This is a genomic window from Nonomuraea sp. B12E4, assembly GCF_039871825.1.
Taxonomy (GTDB): domain Bacteria; phylum Actinomycetota; class Actinomycetes; order Streptosporangiales; family Streptosporangiaceae; genus Nonomuraea.
Map to the genome: position 1 here is coordinate 106,663 of NZ_JBDPME010000016.1, position 17,010 is coordinate 123,672.

16 protein-coding genes are annotated in these 17,010 nt (G+C 71.6%); 8 read left to right on the forward strand and 8 right to left on the reverse strand.

From position 1 onward, the window contains the following. Nucleotides 1-27 precede the first annotated feature (27 nt). The 3 genes from ABGB18_RS30830 (at nt 28) to ABGB18_RS30840 (ending at nt 2,843) form a co-directional block, all read left to right on the forward strand. Nucleotides 28-987: an LLM class F420-dependent oxidoreductase gene (locus tag ABGB18_RS30830; protein WP_347699131.1), complete on the forward strand. Its 960-nt coding sequence runs from the start codon at nt 28-30 to the stop codon at nt 985-987. A gap of 23 nt (nt 988-1,010) precedes the next feature. Further along, nucleotides 1,011-2,432, forward strand: coding sequence for an amidase (locus ABGB18_RS30835; RefSeq protein ID WP_347699132.1), 1,422 nt, complete (start codon nt 1,011-1,013; stop codon nt 2,430-2,432). 63 nt (nt 2,433-2,495) lie between these two features. After that, entirely contained in the window at nt 2,496-2,843 is a 348-nt protein-coding gene (locus ABGB18_RS30840; protein ID WP_347699133.1) for a YkvA family protein, read from the forward strand. Between the two features lie 52 nt (nt 2,844-2,895). On the opposite strand, the gene ABGB18_RS30845 is transcribed toward ABGB18_RS30840, so the two are convergent. The 4 genes from ABGB18_RS30845 to ABGB18_RS30860 all read right to left on the reverse strand — a co-directional run bounded on the left by ABGB18_RS30845 (nt 2,896) and on the right by ABGB18_RS30860 (nt 6,274). Beyond that, nucleotides 2,896-4,092 (reverse strand): amidohydrolase family protein, encoded by a 1,197-nt coding sequence (locus tag ABGB18_RS30845; RefSeq protein ID WP_347699134.1) that lies wholly within the window; start codon nt 4,090-4,092, stop codon nt 2,896-2,898. 114 nt (nt 4,093-4,206) lie between these two features. After that, nucleotides 4,207-4,956: a tyrosine-protein phosphatase gene (locus ABGB18_RS30850; RefSeq protein ID WP_347699135.1), complete on the reverse strand. Its 750-nt coding sequence runs from the start codon at nt 4,954-4,956 to the stop codon at nt 4,207-4,209. 10 nt (nt 4,957-4,966) lie between these two features. Further along, a complete protein-coding gene (locus tag ABGB18_RS30855) occupies nt 4,967-5,770 on the reverse strand; it encodes an SURF1 family protein (protein ID WP_347699136.1) in 804 nt (267 codons plus the stop codon). A 42-nt stretch (nt 5,771-5,812) separates the two neighbouring features. Further along, nucleotides 5,813-6,274 carry a helix-turn-helix domain-containing protein gene (locus ABGB18_RS30860; protein ID WP_347699137.1) on the reverse strand — a complete coding sequence of 154 codons (462 nt, stop codon included), beginning with the start codon at nt 6,272-6,274 and terminating at the stop codon, nt 5,813-5,815. 58 nt (nt 6,275-6,332) lie between these two features. Here ABGB18_RS30860 and ABGB18_RS30865 point away from each other — a divergent pair, with 58 nt between their 5' ends. Next, on the forward strand, nt 6,333-6,848 hold the full coding sequence (locus ABGB18_RS30865) for a GNAT family N-acetyltransferase (protein WP_347699138.1): 516 nt from the start codon (nt 6,333-6,335) through the stop codon (nt 6,846-6,848). Next, nucleotides 6,845-7,441, forward strand: coding sequence for a TetR/AcrR family transcriptional regulator (locus ABGB18_RS30870; protein ID WP_347699139.1), 597 nt, complete (start codon nt 6,845-6,847; stop codon nt 7,439-7,441). Before ABGB18_RS30865 ends, ABGB18_RS30870 begins: the two co-directional genes overlap by 4 nt. Nucleotides 7,442-7,477: 36 nt before the next feature. Here the strand turns inward: ABGB18_RS30870 and ABGB18_RS30875 are convergent, their stop codons facing one another. Continuing rightward, nucleotides 7,478-7,789, reverse strand: a complete 312-nt coding sequence (locus tag ABGB18_RS30875; protein ID WP_347699140.1) for a hypothetical protein — start codon at nt 7,787-7,789, stop codon at nt 7,478-7,480. A gap of 157 nt (nt 7,790-7,946) precedes the next feature. On the opposite strand from ABGB18_RS30875, the gene ABGB18_RS30880 reads away from it, so the two are divergent. Continuing rightward, a complete protein-coding gene (locus ABGB18_RS30880; protein ID WP_347699141.1) occupies nt 7,947-9,338 on the forward strand; it encodes a methyltransferase in 1,392 nt (463 codons plus the stop codon). A gap of 273 nt (nt 9,339-9,611) precedes the next feature. Here ABGB18_RS30880 and ABGB18_RS30885 read toward each other — a convergent pair whose 3' ends face one another. The 3 genes from ABGB18_RS30885 to ABGB18_RS30895 all read right to left on the reverse strand — a co-directional run bounded on the left by ABGB18_RS30885 (nt 9,612) and on the right by ABGB18_RS30895 (nt 15,144). After that, a complete protein-coding gene (locus ABGB18_RS30885; protein ID WP_347699142.1) occupies nt 9,612-12,791 on the reverse strand; it encodes a BTAD domain-containing putative transcriptional regulator in 3,180 nt (1,059 codons plus the stop codon). Nucleotides 12,792-13,064: 273 nt separating this feature from the next. Beyond that, nucleotides 13,065-13,709 (reverse strand): GNAT family protein, encoded by a 645-nt coding sequence (locus tag ABGB18_RS30890; protein ID WP_347699143.1) that lies wholly within the window; start codon nt 13,707-13,709, stop codon nt 13,065-13,067. 142 nt (nt 13,710-13,851) lie between these two features. After that, the gene (locus ABGB18_RS30895) at nt 13,852-15,144 is read right to left on the reverse strand and encodes a pyridoxal phosphate-dependent aminotransferase (protein ID WP_347699144.1); all 1,293 of its coding nucleotides are present in this window, start codon (nt 15,142-15,144) and stop codon (nt 13,852-13,854) included. A 79-nt stretch (nt 15,145-15,223) separates the two neighbouring features. Here ABGB18_RS30895 and ABGB18_RS30900 point away from each other — a divergent pair, with 79 nt between their 5' ends. Next, the gene (locus ABGB18_RS30900) at nt 15,224-16,201 is read left to right on the forward strand and encodes a LysR family transcriptional regulator (RefSeq protein WP_347699145.1); all 978 of its coding nucleotides are present in this window, start codon (nt 15,224-15,226) and stop codon (nt 16,199-16,201) included. A gap of 137 nt (nt 16,202-16,338) precedes the next feature. Then, complete coding sequence (locus ABGB18_RS30905; protein ID WP_347699146.1) at nt 16,339-17,010, forward strand: ribonuclease HII; 672 nt, start codon at nt 16,339-16,341, stop codon at nt 17,008-17,010.

The following is a 17,010-nucleotide window of genomic DNA, read 5'->3' on the forward strand; positions in this document are numbered from 1 at the left end:
TTGCCGCGGAAGAGCTGGAGGCCGTGAATGACGCAGAACTGGGGCATGACCATCCCCTTCTACGACCGCTCGTTGTCGAGGTCGCAGGAGTTGATCGCGGAGTTGCCCGGCCTGGGCTACACCGACGCCTGGTCCGCCGAGGTCAACGGGGCCGACGGGTTCACCCCACTGGCCATGGCCACGCAGTGGGCGCCGGGGATCAGGCTGGGCAGCGCCATCGTGCCGGTCTCGACGCGCGGCCCGGGATTGCTGGCCATGTCCGCGGCCACGCTGGCCGACCTCGCGCCGGAGCGGTTCGTGCTGGGCATCGGCGCGTCCTCGCCGGCGATCGTCGAGCGGTGGAACGCCGGCACGTTCGACAAGCCGTACGCGCGCACCCGCGACACGCTGCGTTTCCTGAGGAAGGCGCTGGCCGGGGAGAAGGTCTCGGAGACCTACGAGACGTTCGAGATCAAGGGTTTCAAGCTGGAGCGGGCGCCCAAGATCCCGCCGAGGATCGTGCTGGCCGCGCTGCGTCCCCGGATGCTGCGCCTGGCCGCCGCGGAGGCAGACGGGGCCATCACCAACTGGCTCTCGCCCGAGGACGTCCGCCAGGTGCGCGCCGAGATCGGACCGGACACCGAGCTGATCGCCCGCCTGTTCGTCTGCGTGAGCGAGGACACCGACAAAGTTCGCGAGCTGGGCAGGTGGATGCTGGCCAGTTACCTGACCGTGCCCGTCTACGCCGCCTTCCACGACTGGCTGGGACGCGGCGAGGTGCTGCGGCCGATGCACGAGGCGTGGGCGGCCGGCGACCGCCCCGCGGCCCTCAAGGCCATCCCGGATGAGGTGGTGGACGCCCTGATCGTGCACGGCGACGCGGCCACCTGCCGGGCCAGGATTCAGCAGTACGTCGACAATGGGCTCGACACACCCGTCCTCGCACCCATCCCGGGCGGCGGGGTGCCCATCGATCAGGCCGTACGGGAGCTGGCGCCGCGAGCGTAGCCCCCGAGCAGAGGAAGGCGCGTATGGACGACTTTCTGAGTCTGGACGCGGTGGCGCAGGCGCGGGCGGTCAGAGACGGGCAGGTGTCGGCCCGCGAGCCGGCCGAGGCCGCGATCGCCGCCATCGAGGCCCGCGACGGCGAGCTGAACTCGGTCATCTTCCGCCGCTTCGAGCGGGCGCTGGCCGAGATCGACGACATCCCGGTGGACGCGCCCTTCCGCGGGGTGCCGATCCTGCTGAAGGATCTCGGGTGGCGGCAGGCGGGTGAGCCGTACAGCGCGGGCTCGAACGTCCGCGACGGGCTCGACGCCGCCGCGGCGGACGGTTACGGCGTCGAGCTGCTGCGCCAGGCCGGGTTCGTCATCCTGGGGCGGACGAACACCCCCGAGTTCGGCAGCACGATCACCACGGAGCCGCTGGCGTTCGGGCCGACGCGCAATCCGTACGATCCGGAGTACTCGGCGGGCGGGTCGAGTGGCGGCTCCGCGGCGGCGGTGGCGGCCGGGATGGTGGCGCTGGCCACCGCCAGCGACGGGGGCGGCTCGATCCGCATCCCGGCCTCCATGTGCGGCCTGGTGGGGCTCAAGCCGACGCGCGGCCGCGTGAGCATGGGGCCGGACCTGGGCGAGGGCTGGAGCGGGATGTCGGCCCCGGGGTTCATCAGCCGGACCGTACGCGACACGGCGGCGGCGCTCGACGTCGTGGCGGGCCTGCGGCCGGGCGATCCCTACGACGCTCCCGCGCTGCCGGGCCCGCTGGCCGCCGAGGTGGGAGCGGACCCGGGGCGGCTGCGGATCGGGTTCGTCACCGCGCACCCCCGGGGCGACGTGCCGGCGGTGCCCGTGGTGACCGAGGCCGTCACCAGGGCCGCCGCTCTGCTGGAGGCGCTCGGCCACGACGTGACGCCGGGCGGCCCTGCGGCGCTCGGCGAGTCCGGGTTTCCGGCGCGCTACGGCGCCGTCGTCGCCGCCAACCTCGCCGCGCAGGTCGACAGCCTGGGCGAGCTGCGCGGCCGGACCGTCGAGCCGGCGGAGCTCGAGCCGCGCAACGCCGCCATGGTGGCCGCGGCCCGCCGGCGCAGCGCCTCCGAGCACATTCTGGACATCCAGTGGCTCGACGGGTTCCGGCGCCGCCTGGCCGCGTGGTGGAGCGCGGGCCACGACCTGCTGCTGATGCCGTCGTTGGGGGTCGAACCGTTCCGGCTCGGCTGGATCCCGCCCGACGACCTCGGTGTGGCGTTCGGCAGGATCGCGCACGCCGTGTCCTTCACCTCGACGGTCAACGCCACCGGCCAGCCCGCCATCTCGCTGCCGCTGCACACCACCGAGGCGGGGCTGCCGGTCGGCGTGCAGCTCGTCGCCGCCTTCGGCAGGGAGGACCTGCTGGTCAGGGTGGCGGCGCAGGTCGAGCGCGCCAGGCCGTTCCAGCACCTGGCGATGGGCTGACCGCCGGGAACTCGTGACCCCGCCGACGCGTTATGTCGTGAGAGCCGGGGGTAAGGGGATCTCATGATGGCTAAGGCAGCACGGGCAGCGGCGGCGTGGCGCACCTATCGCGAGGTGACCAGGCCCGGATCGCCGGGCCTGATGACGAGGGTCAAGGCTGTCCCGCGCATGGTGGGTGCGGTCATGCGCGGCCAGTACTCGGGCCTGGGCAAGGGCCGGCTGGCCCTGCTCGGCCTCGGTGTGGTCTACATCCTGTCGCCGATCGACGTCGTACCGGACTTCCTGATGGTGATCGGCGTCGCCGATGACTTCGGCGTGTTCCTGTGGCTGCTGGGAACGCTGCTCGGCGAGAGCGGGCGCTACGTCGAGCACGAGCGCAAGATCATCCAGGGCAGCCTCGGGGACGCCTAGCCCGCGCCGGGCCTCCGCCGGGCCTCCGCCGGGCCGCGCCGGGGAGGCCCGCCTAGATCTCCTCCATCCGCAGCCAGGCGCGTGAGGGCAGCGGGTGGCCGAACAGGCGGGCCGCGTTGCCGTAGGCGACCCTGGCGATGTCGGCGGGCGGCAGCGTGCCGAGGTTGCGTGCCACGGACTGCTGGGTGTCCGGCCAGGTCGAGTCGGAGTGCGGATAGCCGCTCTCCTGCAGCACGTGGTCCAGCCCGACCGCCAGCCGCACCCCGGACAGGGCGTGGTCGTCGAGCGTGCCGAAGAAGAAGTTGCGGCGCAGCACCTCGCTGGGCTTGAGCCCGCCTTCCCAGGCGGCCTCGCCCGCCACCGGGTGGTCGAGAGCGTAGTCGGCGCGCTCGGCCAGCATCGGCAGCCAGCCCACGCCGCCCTCGACGATGAGGATGCGCAGCGCGGGGAAGCGCAGCGGCAGTCCCGACCAGAGCCAGTCGGCGCAGGCGAACATGGCGCTGGTCGGCATCAGCGTGGTGATCGCCTCGATGGGTGTGTCGGGTGAGGGCACGGGCGACCACGACGAGTCCCCCGCGTGGAGCGCGACGACGGTGCCGGTCTCCTCGCAGGCGGCGAAGAACGGGTCCCAGTGGCCAGAGTGGATCGACGGCAGCCGGAGCCGGGTCGGGAACTCCGGGAAGACGACGGCCTTGAAGCCCCGGGCCGCGTTGGCGCGGATCTCCTTGGCGGCGACGTCGGGATCGGGCAGCCACGGGAGCTGCAGGCCGATGACGCGCTCGGGATAGGTCCCCGCCCAGACGTCGATGTGCCAGTCGTTCCACGCCTTGACCAGGGCCAGACCCAGCTCCTGGTCGCGGGTCCTGGCGAACGGCATGCCGGACTGCCCGGCCAGCATGCCGGGGAAGCAGAGCGCGGCCCAGATGCCGGCCACGTCCATGTCGCGGACCCGGGCCTCGATGTCGTGGCAGCCGGGGCGCATGTGCTCGAACCTGATCGGCTCCAGCGTCCATTGCTCGCGCGGCAGCCCGGCGCCGACGTCGATGCCGGCGCACGGATAGGTGGCCCCGCCGTAGCGCCAGACCTGGTGACCGGCCTCCGTCTCCACGACCTTGGGCGCGACCTCGGCGTATTTCTCCGGCAGCCGGCCTTCGAAGAGGTCGGGGGGCTCGATCAGGTGATCGTCGGCGGAGATGATCACGTAGTCGCGCCGCCTCGGGTCAGGGTCGGGGAGCAGCGGCGTAGTCACGCGTGTAACCGTACGACGGCGGGATAACGTCGAACAAGCTGCGACGTATCCGTTGGGTATCCGAGATCTTCCAACCGGGGACCCCAGGCAGGGGTGGGCCGGGCCGCGAAACGCTTATGACTGCTCCTTCGAGACCGGTTCGGTCAGCAGGTGGCCGCGGAGTTCGGTGATGGTCGCGGGGGAGACGTTCAGGACGTCTGTGACGTATTTCTCGATCGAGCCGTGCCGAAGCGTGAGGTCGGTGAGGAAGAACCGCATGGCCTCGGCGGGCGCGAGGCCGAACCCGGGCCACAGGGACGCGCCGGGATGCCGCCTGCGCCAGTCGGCGACGAAGCGATCGAAGGCCAGCTCGGTGAGCGCGTAGTCCGCGATGATGTCGTGCTCGCCCACGCCCACCAGCGACAGGATCAGCGCGGTGAGCAGCCCGGTGCGGTCCTTGCCGGCCGCGCAGTGGATGACCACGGGGGAGCTGTCGGCCCGGGAGATCGTCTCCAGGGCGGTCCTGAGGTTGTCGATGCCGTCCTCGGTCACCTCCAGGTAGCGGTCGGCCAGGTATCTCGCGACGCCGTCCGCCTCGCTGAAGGCGGAGACGTCCCACCGCCGGCCCTCGATCGGCAGGTTGTGGTAGAGCTGCCCCTCGGTTTCCGGGACCCGCCCGGCCCGCTCGACCTCGTACGGGTGCCGCAGGTCGATGACGGTGCGCACGCGCAGCGCGTGGAAGGCCGGCAGGTCGTCGCCGGCCAGCCAGCCCAGGGAGTCGGCACGGTAGAGCCGCTGCCACCGGACCGTGCGCCCGTCCCTGGCGGCATATCCACCTACGTCGCGAAAGTTGCAGAGGTTGGTGAACTCAATGTGGCGGATCACCCTCAACACCTTAATTGGCGGCGGCCCCGGCCTCCTGATCCGTGGGCGCGCCGCTCGACGTGCCGCCGGTCTTCCGCTCGGCCACCTCGCGCCGGATGAGCAGGATCCACCCGCCGACGGCGATCCCGATGAACAGCCACCACTGCACTCCGTAGGCCAGGTTGAGCCCGCCTCCCGGGCCCACGTCGGGCTCGGGCACCGGCTCCGGCGCGACCGCGGGTCGCGGCTGCTGCTCGGTCAGCTCGACGTAGCCGCCCACCAGCCGGTACGGCAGCCCCTGCGCGAGCTGGTCGGCGTTGATCAGCAGCACCTGGCCGGGCGGCAGCCCGGGGCGGTCGCGGATCCCGCTGTTGTCCTCGGTCTCGCTGAACCGTAGCCGCCCGGTGACAGTTACCTGGCCGGTGGGGGGAGCGGGCACCTCGGGCGCCGCGTCGGCGGTGGCGCCCGCCTTGACCCAGCCCCGGTTGACGATGACGGCGGTGCCGGGGCCGGTGACGAGCGGGGTCAGGACGTAGTAGCCGGCGCGGCCCTCCTGGGGGCGCCGGCGTACGACGACGGCGTGCGCCGGGTCGTACGTGCCCGTCACCCGGACCGTACGGAACCGGTCCTCCTGCCGGACCGGCCGCCCGGGGGCCGCGAGCGTGTCGAGCGGTACCGGCGCGGCCTCGATGTTGGCGGTGACCAGGCCGCTGTTGGCCGAGCGCTCCTCGAAACGGCCGAACTGCCACCGCCCTAGCAGCACGAAAGCGGGGATGACCAGCAGCACCACGACGTGGAGCGCGAGCCATCTGGGCGTCAGCAGGAACCGGTACACGCCTTCAAGGGTAGGCACCCGACCCCGTGCCCCTGGAAACGCCTAGGCGGTCTTGAGGCCGGCGCCCGGCAGCGGGGTCACCTCGCGGGGGCCGCCCACCTCGTGGCCGTCCGCGCACCGGAAGCGCAGCTCGATGAGCGCGCCGCAGTCGCGATGGGTCAGCAGGACCGGTGGGCCGTCCTCGTCGGACAGGTATTTGTCGCCCCATTGCATGAGCGCCACCAGCAGCGGATAGAGGTCGCGGCCCTTCTCGGTGAGCCGGTATTCGTCACGCTGCCGTTGTCCGGGCTCGCGGTAGGGCTCCTTGCGCAGCAGGCCCTCGTCGACCAGCCGGGCCAGGCGGGCGCTGAGCACCTGGCGGGGGGCGCCGGTCATCGCCTGCATGTCGGCGAAGCGCCGCACGCCACTGAACGCCTCGCGCAGCACCAGGAAGGTCCACTTCTCGCCGACGATGTCGAGGGTGCGCTCGATCGAACAATTGTCCACCCGGAAGGACACGCTCATCTCAGCATTATACCTGAGTTCCATTGACAGACTCAGGTATGACGGGCAACCTGAGTCTATGCATGGAACTCAGATCCGCCCGGCGTGTCCGGACGACGTGGAACGGATCAGGCGCTTCCTGGCAGGGCTGTCGCTGCAGACGCAGACGCTGCGCTTCTTCACCGGCTTCGGCGCCCCCGCGACCGGGCTGGTGCACACCCTGATCGCGGTGGACGAGAGCCGTGACGCGCTGGTCGCGACCGCCGCGGGCGGCGAGATCGTCGGGCACGCCATGAGCTACCTGGGCCAGTGCTCCGACGTGGAGATCGCCGTGGTGGTGGCCGACAGGTGGCAGGGGTTCGGGCTCGGGCCGGAGCTGGTCGAGATGCTGCTGCTCAGGGCCGCCGTACGGGGTGCGAGGACTGTGGGCATGGACGTCATGGGGGAGAACCGCCGGGTGCTCCGGCTCATCCGCCGGCTCTGGCCGGACGCCGAGATGAAGGTCGATTCCGGGACGGTCGAGGTGACCGCTATGATCGATCGCGCCGGGTTATTTGCGGAACAACGTTCTGGTGGCACACCATTGACAGCGTGAAGAGTGTCAAGAACGGACGCGACGGCCGGACCCGCATCATCGAGGGCGCCCTCCGCCGGTTCAGCCAGGACGGGGTGTCGGCCACCACGCTGGCCAGCCTCCGCGAAGAGAGCGGAGTGAGCGTCGGCAGCTTCTACCACCACTTCGCCAGCAAGGAACATGTCTTCGGCGTGCTCTACGCCGAGATCCTCACCGCCTACCAAAATGCCTTCCTCGCCGAGCTGGTCAGCCACCAGGAGGCCCGCGACGGCATCGAGGCCGTGGTCGCCTTCCACATGCGGTGGGCGGGGGAGCATCCCGAGCGGGCCAGGCTGCTGGTCAGCGAGCGGCCGCCGCGCAAGCACGAACCGGGCGGCACGGAGGTGGCCGAGGCCCGGCGGGGGTTCTTCCGCCAGGTCTCCGACTGGTGGCGGCCGCACATGAAGAACGGCCTGCTCCAGCCCGTGCACGCCACCATGTGCTACGTGCTGTGGCTGGGGCCGGCGCAGGAGATGTGCCGGTTGTGGTTCGCCGGGGCGCACACGCCCACCGACGACGAGATCAGGGGACTGGGCGAGGCGGCCTGGCAGAGCCTGCGCCAGCGCCCCGAGTGAGAGCTGGTCGAGCCGCCGGTGCGTGGCCAAGCCCGTTCAGCGCGCCGCCGGTCGCTGGTGCAGGCTCGCGCTGACCCGCCAGCTCGCCCGGTCGAGCAAGATATCCAGCCGCAGGTCGCCGCGGTGCCGGCGCAGCCCCGGCACCCGTACGCGGGCGTGCACGGCGAAGCGGCCCCGGTGCCGATAGCCGAATCCGAGCTCGCCCGGCAGCACGCGCAGGTCGTCACGGTTCCCGCAGCGCGGGCAGGTCCAGGACACCAGGTCCAGGCCCCGGTTGTAGTCGGAGCAGGCTCCGAAGTATTCGTCCGGTCCGAATCGGGACTCGCAGGCGAAGCAGGGGATCAGCATCGGTCCGCTCCTCAAGGTGAGGTGGTGGCGGCCTCCTCCTAAGAGATATCGCGCCTGCCTTGTTCATGGATTGAAGAATGCTTGGACGCCTAAGTAACAGTATGGGCACTGTGAGTATCGGATCATGCCAGGAAGCCCGTGGTGAAAGGATGGTCTTGTGGAACGACTGCGCCATCACCTCCTGGAGACCGGTTACACCATCGACGGCGTCCGCGCTCGGCTGGGCGGCATGGCCGCCTCGGCCCTGGCCAGGGAGGAGCTGGTCCCGGCACTGCGCGCCACCGCCGACGGCGATCCGCTGGCCACGCTGATCAGATTGTGGTGGCTCGGCGCCCCGGTCCCCGCCGGGTCCGTGCCGGCCGAGGTGCTCGACTCCGGCCTGGTCGCGGTGGAGGGCGACGAGGTCCGCGCGACCGTGCACCTGCAGCCCTGGGAGACCGGCGGCTACCTGATCTCCGACCGCAAGGTGCGTCCCGGCGACCCGGCGCTGCGGGCCGACCACGTCGTCGGCGCCGGGGGCGCCTCGGCCAACCTGGCGCAGCTCGTCACCCGCCGCCCGGTCCGGCGCGCGCTCGACCTCGGCACCGGCTGCGGGGTGCAGGTGCTGCACCTGGCCGGGCGGGCCGAGCAGCTCGTGGCCACCGACGTCAACCCGCGGGCCGTGGAGCTGGCCAGGCTGAGCTGGGAGTTGTCGGGGGTCTCGGGGGTGGAGGCGCGGGTCGGGTCGATGTTCGAGCCGGTCGAGGACGAGTTGTTCGACCTGATCGTGAGCAATCCGCCGTTCGTCATCTCGCCCGGGCCGGGGCTGACCTATCGCGAGGTGGGCGGCGACGGGTTCTGCCGCGACCTCGTACGCCGTACGCCCCGTCACCTCGCCCCCGGCGGCCAGGCCCACTTCCTGGCCAACTGGCTGCACGTCGAGGGCGAGGACTGGCACGACCGGGTCGGCGGCTGGCTGCGCGAGACCGGCTGCGACGGCTGGGTGGTGCAGCGCGACGTGCAGGACCCGGCCGAATACGTCGAGCTGTGGCTGCGGGACGCCGCCCAGCAGGGCACGGAGGCCTACGCCGAGCGCTATGACCGCTGGCTGGCCTGGTTCAACGAGTACAAGGTGGAGGGCATCGGGTTCGGCTGGATCACGATGCGCAACTCGGGCGCGTTCGACCCTGTGGTCCGCGTGGAGCACTTGGAGCACCAGGTCTCGCTCCCGGTCGGCGACTACGTGGACGACGTGCTCGACGCCGTGGCCGCCGCGCACCGGGCCGGGGATCTGGACGCCGCGCGGTTGCGTACCGCCGAGGGGTTGCTGGACGAGCGCATCGGCCTGCCGGGCGCCGAGGACCCCATCCGCATCGTGCTGCGCCAGACGCAGGGGCTGCGGCGCAGCAGGGACGTCGGCACGGTGGAGGCGGCGCTGGCCGGCGTGTGCGACGGCGAGTTGGCACTCGGCCCGCTGCTCAACGTGATCGCCGAGTTGGTCGGCGACGGCGAGATCCCCAACGCCGACGCGGTCAGGCCGTTGATCGCGGAGGGTTACTTCCTGCTTTAATCGGCTGTTGATTCGACGTTGACCCCCTGGGTGGAGGCTCTTGGTCATGACACGGACCTGGGGGGTTCGAGGGCCGTGTCAGGTCCGGCCGGTCGTCCAAGTGAGGCGGCTAGCCGCCACGCGAAGCATCCGGATGACCGGGCCCCCTAGCGACGCGTGGCGGCAATGGAAGGCCGGCCGGGCTGAACACCATCGATCACGATCTTTCGTGACTCCCTAAGGACAGCCTTGATCAACCATGTGTGGATGACACGTCTGGACGACGAGCTGTACTCAGGGCTCGACGACGGATTCGATGACGGGCTCGGCGACGGGATCTGCGGTGGGTCCGGCGGTATCCGTGACGGCGAGGTTGTCCAGCAGCACCTTCAGGTCTCCGGCCTCGGGAGCGCCGAGCCGGGTGAAGATGTCGAATGCCCGGTTGAGACAGTCGAGACTCCGCGTCCTGCTGCCGAGACCGCGCAGCGCCTTGCCTAGCACGGTGAGGGAGAGCGCCTCGCCGTAGGGGTGGCCGATGTCGCGTGAGACCACCAGGGCCTGCTCGGCATGGCGTACGGCGTCGGCGTAGCGCTCGGCGGCGATGAACGTCTCGGCCAGCCGGGAGCACACCCGCTGCTCCCAGACCCGCTGCTTGCCGGCCCGGAAGAAGGCCAGGCACTCGGCATGGTGGTGGACGGCCTCGGTGAGCCGGCCGACCCGGGACAGGACGATGCCAAGGTGGTAGCGGGCCCGGGCGGTGCCGGCGCCGCTGCCGATCTCGGTGAAGATGGCCAGCCCCTTCTCCGCCGCCGCGATCGCGTCCTCGGCGTGGCCCAGACCCAGGTGGTCGCGGGCCGAGTAGCTGAGCACCAGCGCCTCGCCGGCCGGCACGCCGTTCTCGCGGTAGAACCGCATCGCCGCGTCGAAGAACGACAGCGCCTCGGTGTGGCGGCGCTGCCGGCCGACCACGACGGCCAGCGCGTTCAGCACCTCGCCGGTGACGACCTTCTCCGCGCGGGCGCGGGACAGCTCGTGCACGATCCTGAACTGCTCCTCGGCCTCCTTCAGCCGGTTGCCCGCGAACAGCACCCGGCCCAGCACATAACGGGCGCGCAGCTCGCTCGCCTGATCGCGCCCGACCCCGCCGCCTGCTTGCCCGAGTCCGGCGCCGGCTTGATCGCGCCCGAGTCCGGCGCCGGCTTGATCGCGCCCGAGCCCGGAGCCCGACTGATCGCGTCCGGGTTCGGCTTGGTCGCCGAGGGTCTGCGCGGCGGCCAGCACGGCGCGGGTGCTCTGGTCGAACTCGCGCGTGTGCGTGCCCGACTCCAGCAGCGGCTCCATCGCCACCAGCAGGTCGGCCGCGGGCCGGAGCTGCTCGTCGGTGCGCGCGACCGCGGCCGCCTGGTTGATGGCCGCGAACAGTGAGTCGCCCTCGGAGATCAGCCACGCCACGGCCTCGTCCGCGCCGGCGAACGTCCGCCCGCTGCCGATCACCACGAGGTTGTCGGAGATCAGGCTGCCCTCGTAGGCCAGCCGGTGCGCGGACTGGGCCGAGGCCAGGTAGAAGCCGAGCAGCCGGCGCAGCGCCATGGTCCGGTCCACGGGCCGCTCGCTCTTGTCCAGCTCCCGCCTGGCGAACAGCTTGAGCAGGTCGTGGAAGCGGTAGCGGCCCGGCGCCGGCGCCTCCAGCAGGCTCGCGTCCACCAGGGACTCCAACACCTCCTCGGCGTCCAGCGCGCTCATCGACAGCACGGCGGCCGCGGCCCCGGCGGAGATGTCCGGCCCGTTGGGCAGCGACAGCAGCCGGAAGGCGCGGGCCGCGGCCGGGTCGAGCTGGCCGTACCCGAGCGCGAACGTGGCCTCCACGGCCAGGTTGCCCACCCGTAGCTCGTCGAGGCGGCGCTGCTCGTCGGCCAGCCGGAGCACCAGCGAGGCGATCGTCCACGAGGGCCGTGCGGCCAGCCTGGCCGCCACGATCCGCACCGCCAGCGGCAGGAACCCGCAGGCGGCCACCGCGTCCATGGCGGCGCCGTGCTCGGCCGACACACGCTCGGCCCCGGCCACCGCCCCGAACAGCGACAACGCCTCGCCCGGCTCCATCACGTCGAGGTCGATCAGCCGGGCCGAGGGCAGGTCGGCCAGCTTGACCCGGCTGGTCACGATGGCCGCGCAGCCGGGCGAGCCGGGCAGCAGCGGGACGACCTGCGCGGCGTCGCGGGCGTTGTCCAGCAGCACGAGGATGCGGCGTTCGGCCAGGATCGAGCGGTAGAGCGCGGCTCGTTCCGGCAGGCCGTCGGGGATGACGTCGGGCGGGATGCCGAGGGCGCGCAGGAAGCCGCCGAGCGCCGACTCGGGCGCGGTCGCCTCGTCGGTGTAACCGCGCAGGTCGGCGTAGAGCTGGCCGTCCGGGAACAGATCGTCGGCCAGGTGGGCGACGTGCACGGCCAGCGCGGTCTTGCCGACGCCGCCTATGCCCGAGATGGCCGCCACCGGGACGCCGCCGGCCGACGAGAGGGCGGAGGACTGAGCCGGGGGCCGGGCCGACAGCAGCGTGCGCAGCCGTCCGGCGAGCTCCTTGCGCCCGGTGAAGTCGCTGACGGCGGCGGGGAGCTGGGCGGGGCGCGGCAGCTCCAGGGCCGGCGGCTGCTCCTCCGGCTCCGGCGGCTCGTCGGCGGCCGTCTCGGCCGGGGCCAGCGTGGGATCGGCGGCCAGGATGCGCTGGTGCAGCGCGGCCAGCTCGGGGCCCGGCTCGATGCCGAGCTCGTCGATCAGCGCCTCGCGCGTCTCGGTGAACACGTTGAGCGCGTCGCCCTGCCGGCCGCACCGGTAGAAGGCCAGCATGAGCTGGGCCCGCAGCCGCTCGCGCAGCGGGTGGTCGGCGGTCAGCGCGATCAGCTCGGACACGATCTTGGCGTGGTTGCCCAGCTCCAGGTCCAGGTCCATGAGCGTCTCGATGACGTTGATGCGGCGCTCGATCAGCCGGTCGCGCTGGTGCTCCGAGTAGGGCCCGACGGTCCCGGCCAGCGGCTCGCCCGCGAACAGCGCCAGCGCGGCGCGCAGCCGCTCCGCGGCCTCGCGCAGCCGGCCCGCCTTGCGTGCCGCCTCGGCTTCGGCGATGCCGCGCTCGAAGAGGGTCAGGTCGAGGGCCTCGTCCGGCAGCCGCAGCGCGTAGCCCCGGCCGATGGAGGTGAGCAGCTCGGGCCGGGAACGAGCGGGCCTGTCCGGTTCGAGCACGGTACGGAGTCTGGAGACGTAGGTGCGCAGCGCACCCAGGGCCCGGGGCGGGGCGTCCTCGCCCCAGACCGCGTCGATCATCTCGTTGGGGGTGACCGCATGGCCCGCGCGCAGCAGCAGCATGCTGAGTATGGAACGCTGCAGGGGGGTGCCCAGATCGAGTTCGAGGCCATCACGCCACGCGCGGACAGGACCGAGGACGGCGAACCGCAGTCCGCCTTCAACGTTCTGACCAGCCATGCCGTCTGTCTCCAAGCCAATGGGATGATTTGTGACCAAATGATAGATCGGACATTGCTCACCACCTAGAGCCGACCTGATCGTTAACCTGCCCGTTGATCGGCTGTCAATCAAGCGTTGAACCTCCCGGTCGATGCTGGTGGTCGGCTTGGCATGACGCATTGGCGCGACCATCGAGCACGCCGCGGGGGCGTGTCATGTAGAGCACGCGGGGGCGCCGAAAAATACAGGCCCCGCCCGGAAATCGGGCAGGGCCTTCAGGTGGACGGGTTCTCAGGCTGCCTCGACCAGTCCGAGCCGCATGGCGAGCCGCTCCCTTACGGCAGGCCATTCGGAGTTCAGGATCGAGTAGAACGCGGTATCTCGGACCGTGTTGTCGGCGCCTCGGCTATCCGCTCGCCGCACCCCGTCGAAGTGTGCGCCGAGGGCCTCGATGGCGGCCCGGGATCTGGTGTTGCGTACGTCTGCCTTCAGGGTGATGCGGTGGACGTTCCATGTCTCAAAGGCGTGTGAGAGCAGCAGGAACTTGCTCTCCCGGTTGATCCCGGTGCCCTGGGCGCTCGCGCCCAGCCAGGTGTAACCGATGTCGGCCACGGACGGGATGTCGCCCACCGCACCGCGTGTACCCGGCGGCCAGGGCATGGGGCCCTGCCAGTACTCCAGGTGCATGAGACGGGTGGCACCGACCACACGGTCGGTGTTCAGCCACCGGATGGCGAAGGGCAATGAGCGGCCCTCCGCCTGCTCAGCCATGGCGGCGGCCACGTAGGTGGCCACCTCGTCCCGGCCTTCCGGGACGCGAGTGAAGGCGTAAGTGGAGCGGTCTTCACTCGCCGCGGCGGTCAGGTCATCGACCGCCGCGAGGCTGAGAGGTTCCAGGCGCACGGAGCGCCCGGACAGGGTGACAAGAGCGGGCATGTGCACATGATGGAGGGGAACCCAGCGTGCATGTAACCAGGCACTTGGACCCGCTATCGAACGGCTTCAGCGGACAGGATGTTTCCGCAGGTCAGAGTCCCCTTTTGGGGGATGGCAAAGCCGATCTTGGGGAAAGATTCGCCTAACCGTGACATGGTGTCGGCACGAGCGCGGGATGGCGTTCACGCACCGCGCTGTGACGTACCAGGGAAAGCTCCTTCAAACCCATCGAAAGGTGGTCGAGATTGGCCGCGATCCACGGCAGCTGGAGCGGGTCGGCGCTGGTCAGAGAGATCAACCGGGCCTCGGCGGACTCGCCGTAGAGCAGGCTCACCGCGACCCGCACCCTGGCCGCGGCGGGGTCGTCGCCGAAGGCGTGGCCGGGTAGCACGCCGATGCCGTGGTCCTCCAGCAGGATCCTGGTGATCTCGGGGGCGCCGCCGAGTCGTAGGTGGCTCAGGTCGGGATAGAGATAGAAGCCGCCCTGCGGCATCGGCACGCTCGCGCCGATCTCCACGAAGCGGTCGCGTACGGCCCTGGCGACCACGCCGTGCAACCGGCGGCTGAGGGCGATGCGCTCGGCCAGCTCGGCCGGGTCGTCGAAGGCGTAGGCCGCGGCCTCCTGCACGGGCGCCGCCGGGGCCGACCAGATCTCGCTGGCCACCGCCAGCAGCTTCCTGCGCAGCGCCTGCCCGCCCGCCTCGTGGGGCAGCCTGGCCACGCCGATCCGCCAGCCGCCCAGCGCCAGGCTCTTGCTCAGCCCGGTGGTGATGACTGTGCGCTCGGGTGCCACGTCGGCCGGCGAGGTGAAGGGCAGGGAGGAGTCATGCACCAGGTCCCGGTAGATCTCGTCCGTGATGATCATCAGGTCGAGCTCGCGGGCGACCCGCGCCAGGCGGTGTACGGTCTCCGGCATGGCGAGCCTGCCGGTGGGATTGTCCGGCAGCGTCACCAGGACCGAGCTCACGGTCCTGCCCTGGGACCGGGCGAGTCGCACCTCGGCGGCCACCAGGTCCGGGTCGGGCACTCCGCCCTCTCCTGGCGGTGCGGGCACCAGGATGGGACGCGCGCCGACCAGGTCGGCCTGCGCGGCGTAGCTGACCCAGCTCGGCATGGGCAGGACGATGTCGCCGCCGATCGCGAGGAGCAGGCCGTACAGCAGGGACTTGCTGCCCGGTCCGCAGACGACCAGCTCGGGGTCGGTGGGGAGTCCCCGTCGCGCCCAGTAGCCCGCCGCCGCGCTCCGGAGCGCGGGCGCTCCGGAGACCGGCCCGTAGCCGTTGCTCCCCGACGCGGCGGCCAGCCTCTCGCGCAGCGCCGGGTGGACGGGCAGACCGGCCTCACCGAAGGCCAGGTGCAGCACTCGCTCCCCGGCGCGCCGTCTTCGCTCGATGTCCTCGTTGGCCGCCAGGGTGGCGGACAGAGTCACGGTCATGTTTGTCACGTTCCCAGGGTGGTTGTATGAAGGCATCAGGACAAGCGAGGCTTTTCGTGGGTAGGCATAAGGAAGTCCGATGCTCGAATTGCGGCGGTTGGTGCTGATCTGCGAGTTTGCTCGTCGGGGCAGTATCGCCGCGACGGCCGAGTCATTGGGGTACAGTCCGTCGGCCGTTTCGCAACAGCTCGTGGCGCTCGAACGCGAGACCGGCACGGCGCTGATCGACCGCACGGCGCGCAGCGCCGAGCTCACCGACGCGGGACGGCGGCTGGTCGTGCACGCCGAGCGCATCCTGTCCATGGTCGAGGAGGCCGAGTCCGACCTGTCCGCGCACGCCGGGGCGCCGGTGGGGCGGGTGGTGGTCACGGCCTTCCCGACGGCGGCGGTGGCCTTCGCGCCGGCGCTCGCCCGCTCGCTGCGCCGCCACACGGAGCTGACGCTGCGGCTGGGGCAGAGCAGGTCGGGGCGGGGGATGCGGGAGGTCCAGTCGGGAGAGGTGGACATCGCGCTGGTCGACGACTGGTACGGGCTGGTGAGCGACAGCGACAGCCTGCGGGTGTTCCCGCTGCTGCATGACCCGCTGGTGCTGGTGGTGCCGCGCAAGCACCGCCTGGCCGACTCCGACGTGCCGGTCGACCTGCGGGAGCTGCGCGACGAGCCGTGGATGGCGACGCCCGACGGCGAGCCCTCGCGGCTGGCGATGGACCGGCTGCTCGTGGACGTGGGCGGCACCAGGCCGACGCCGTGGGAGTTCGAGGGGCTGGGGACCATTCTGTCGCTCGTCGCCAAGGGCATCGGCATCGCCGCCGTGCCCGCGCTCGCGCTGGCCGCCGGGGTGCGGGGGCTGGCCGTGCGGCAGTTCCCCGGCAATCCGGTGGGGCGCGACGTGAAGGCCGTGGCCCGCGCGTCCAGCGTGCACCGGCCGTCGGTGTCGGTGACGCTGCGGGCCATCCACGTGGCCGCCCGCTACATCGCCGGCGACCTCGACCCGGTACGCCCGGCGGACCGGCCGCGCGGCGACAAGCCCGCCGGAGATGACTCGCCCACCGAGTGACCGCGGGCTCTCTGGGGGACCGGGGCTCCCCGGGTGACTGCGGGGTCTCCGGGCGATCGTGGGCTGTGGGGGACGGGTGACCCGCAGGACGGTGATCAGGTCGCCGGAGGTGCGGGTGGCCGATAGCGTGTGCGCCTATGGCGCCGACGTACGACATCGAGCACCTTTTGCTCGCCCAGCCCAGCACCCGCACGGTCGCGGGCATCGACGAGGTGGGACGGGGCGCCTGGGCGGGGCCCGTCACGGTCTGCGCGGTCGTCACCGACCTGTCCGAGCCGCCGTCCGGCCTGACCGACTCCAAGCAGCTCACCGCCGCCCGGCGCGGTTCCCTGGCCGAGGAGCTGGGCTCCTGGGCCGCGGGGATCGGTTTCGGCGAGGCCACGCACGACGAGATCGACGCCCTCGGCATGACGGAAGCCCTGAGCAGGGCCGCCCGGCGGGCCCTCGCGGCGCTGCCGGTGCGCCCCGACGCGGTGATCCTCGACGGCAAGCACGACTACATCGGCGCGCCCTGGCCGGTGCGCCTGGAGATCAAGGGCGACGCGGCCAGCGTCTCGGTCGCGGCGGCCTCGGTGCTGGCCAAGGTCAGGCGCGATGCGTACATGGCGACGATCGGCTGCGTCGACTACGGCTTCGCCGACAACGCCGGCTACCCCTCACCCGTGCACCAGGAGGCCCTGGCCCGGCTGGGCCCCACGCCCCACCACCGGCTCTCCTGGTCCTACCTCGACGACCTGCCGCAGTGGCGGCACCTGAAACTCCACCGGGATCCGCTGGCCTTCGAAGGGCAGGCCAGCCTTTTCGGTTGA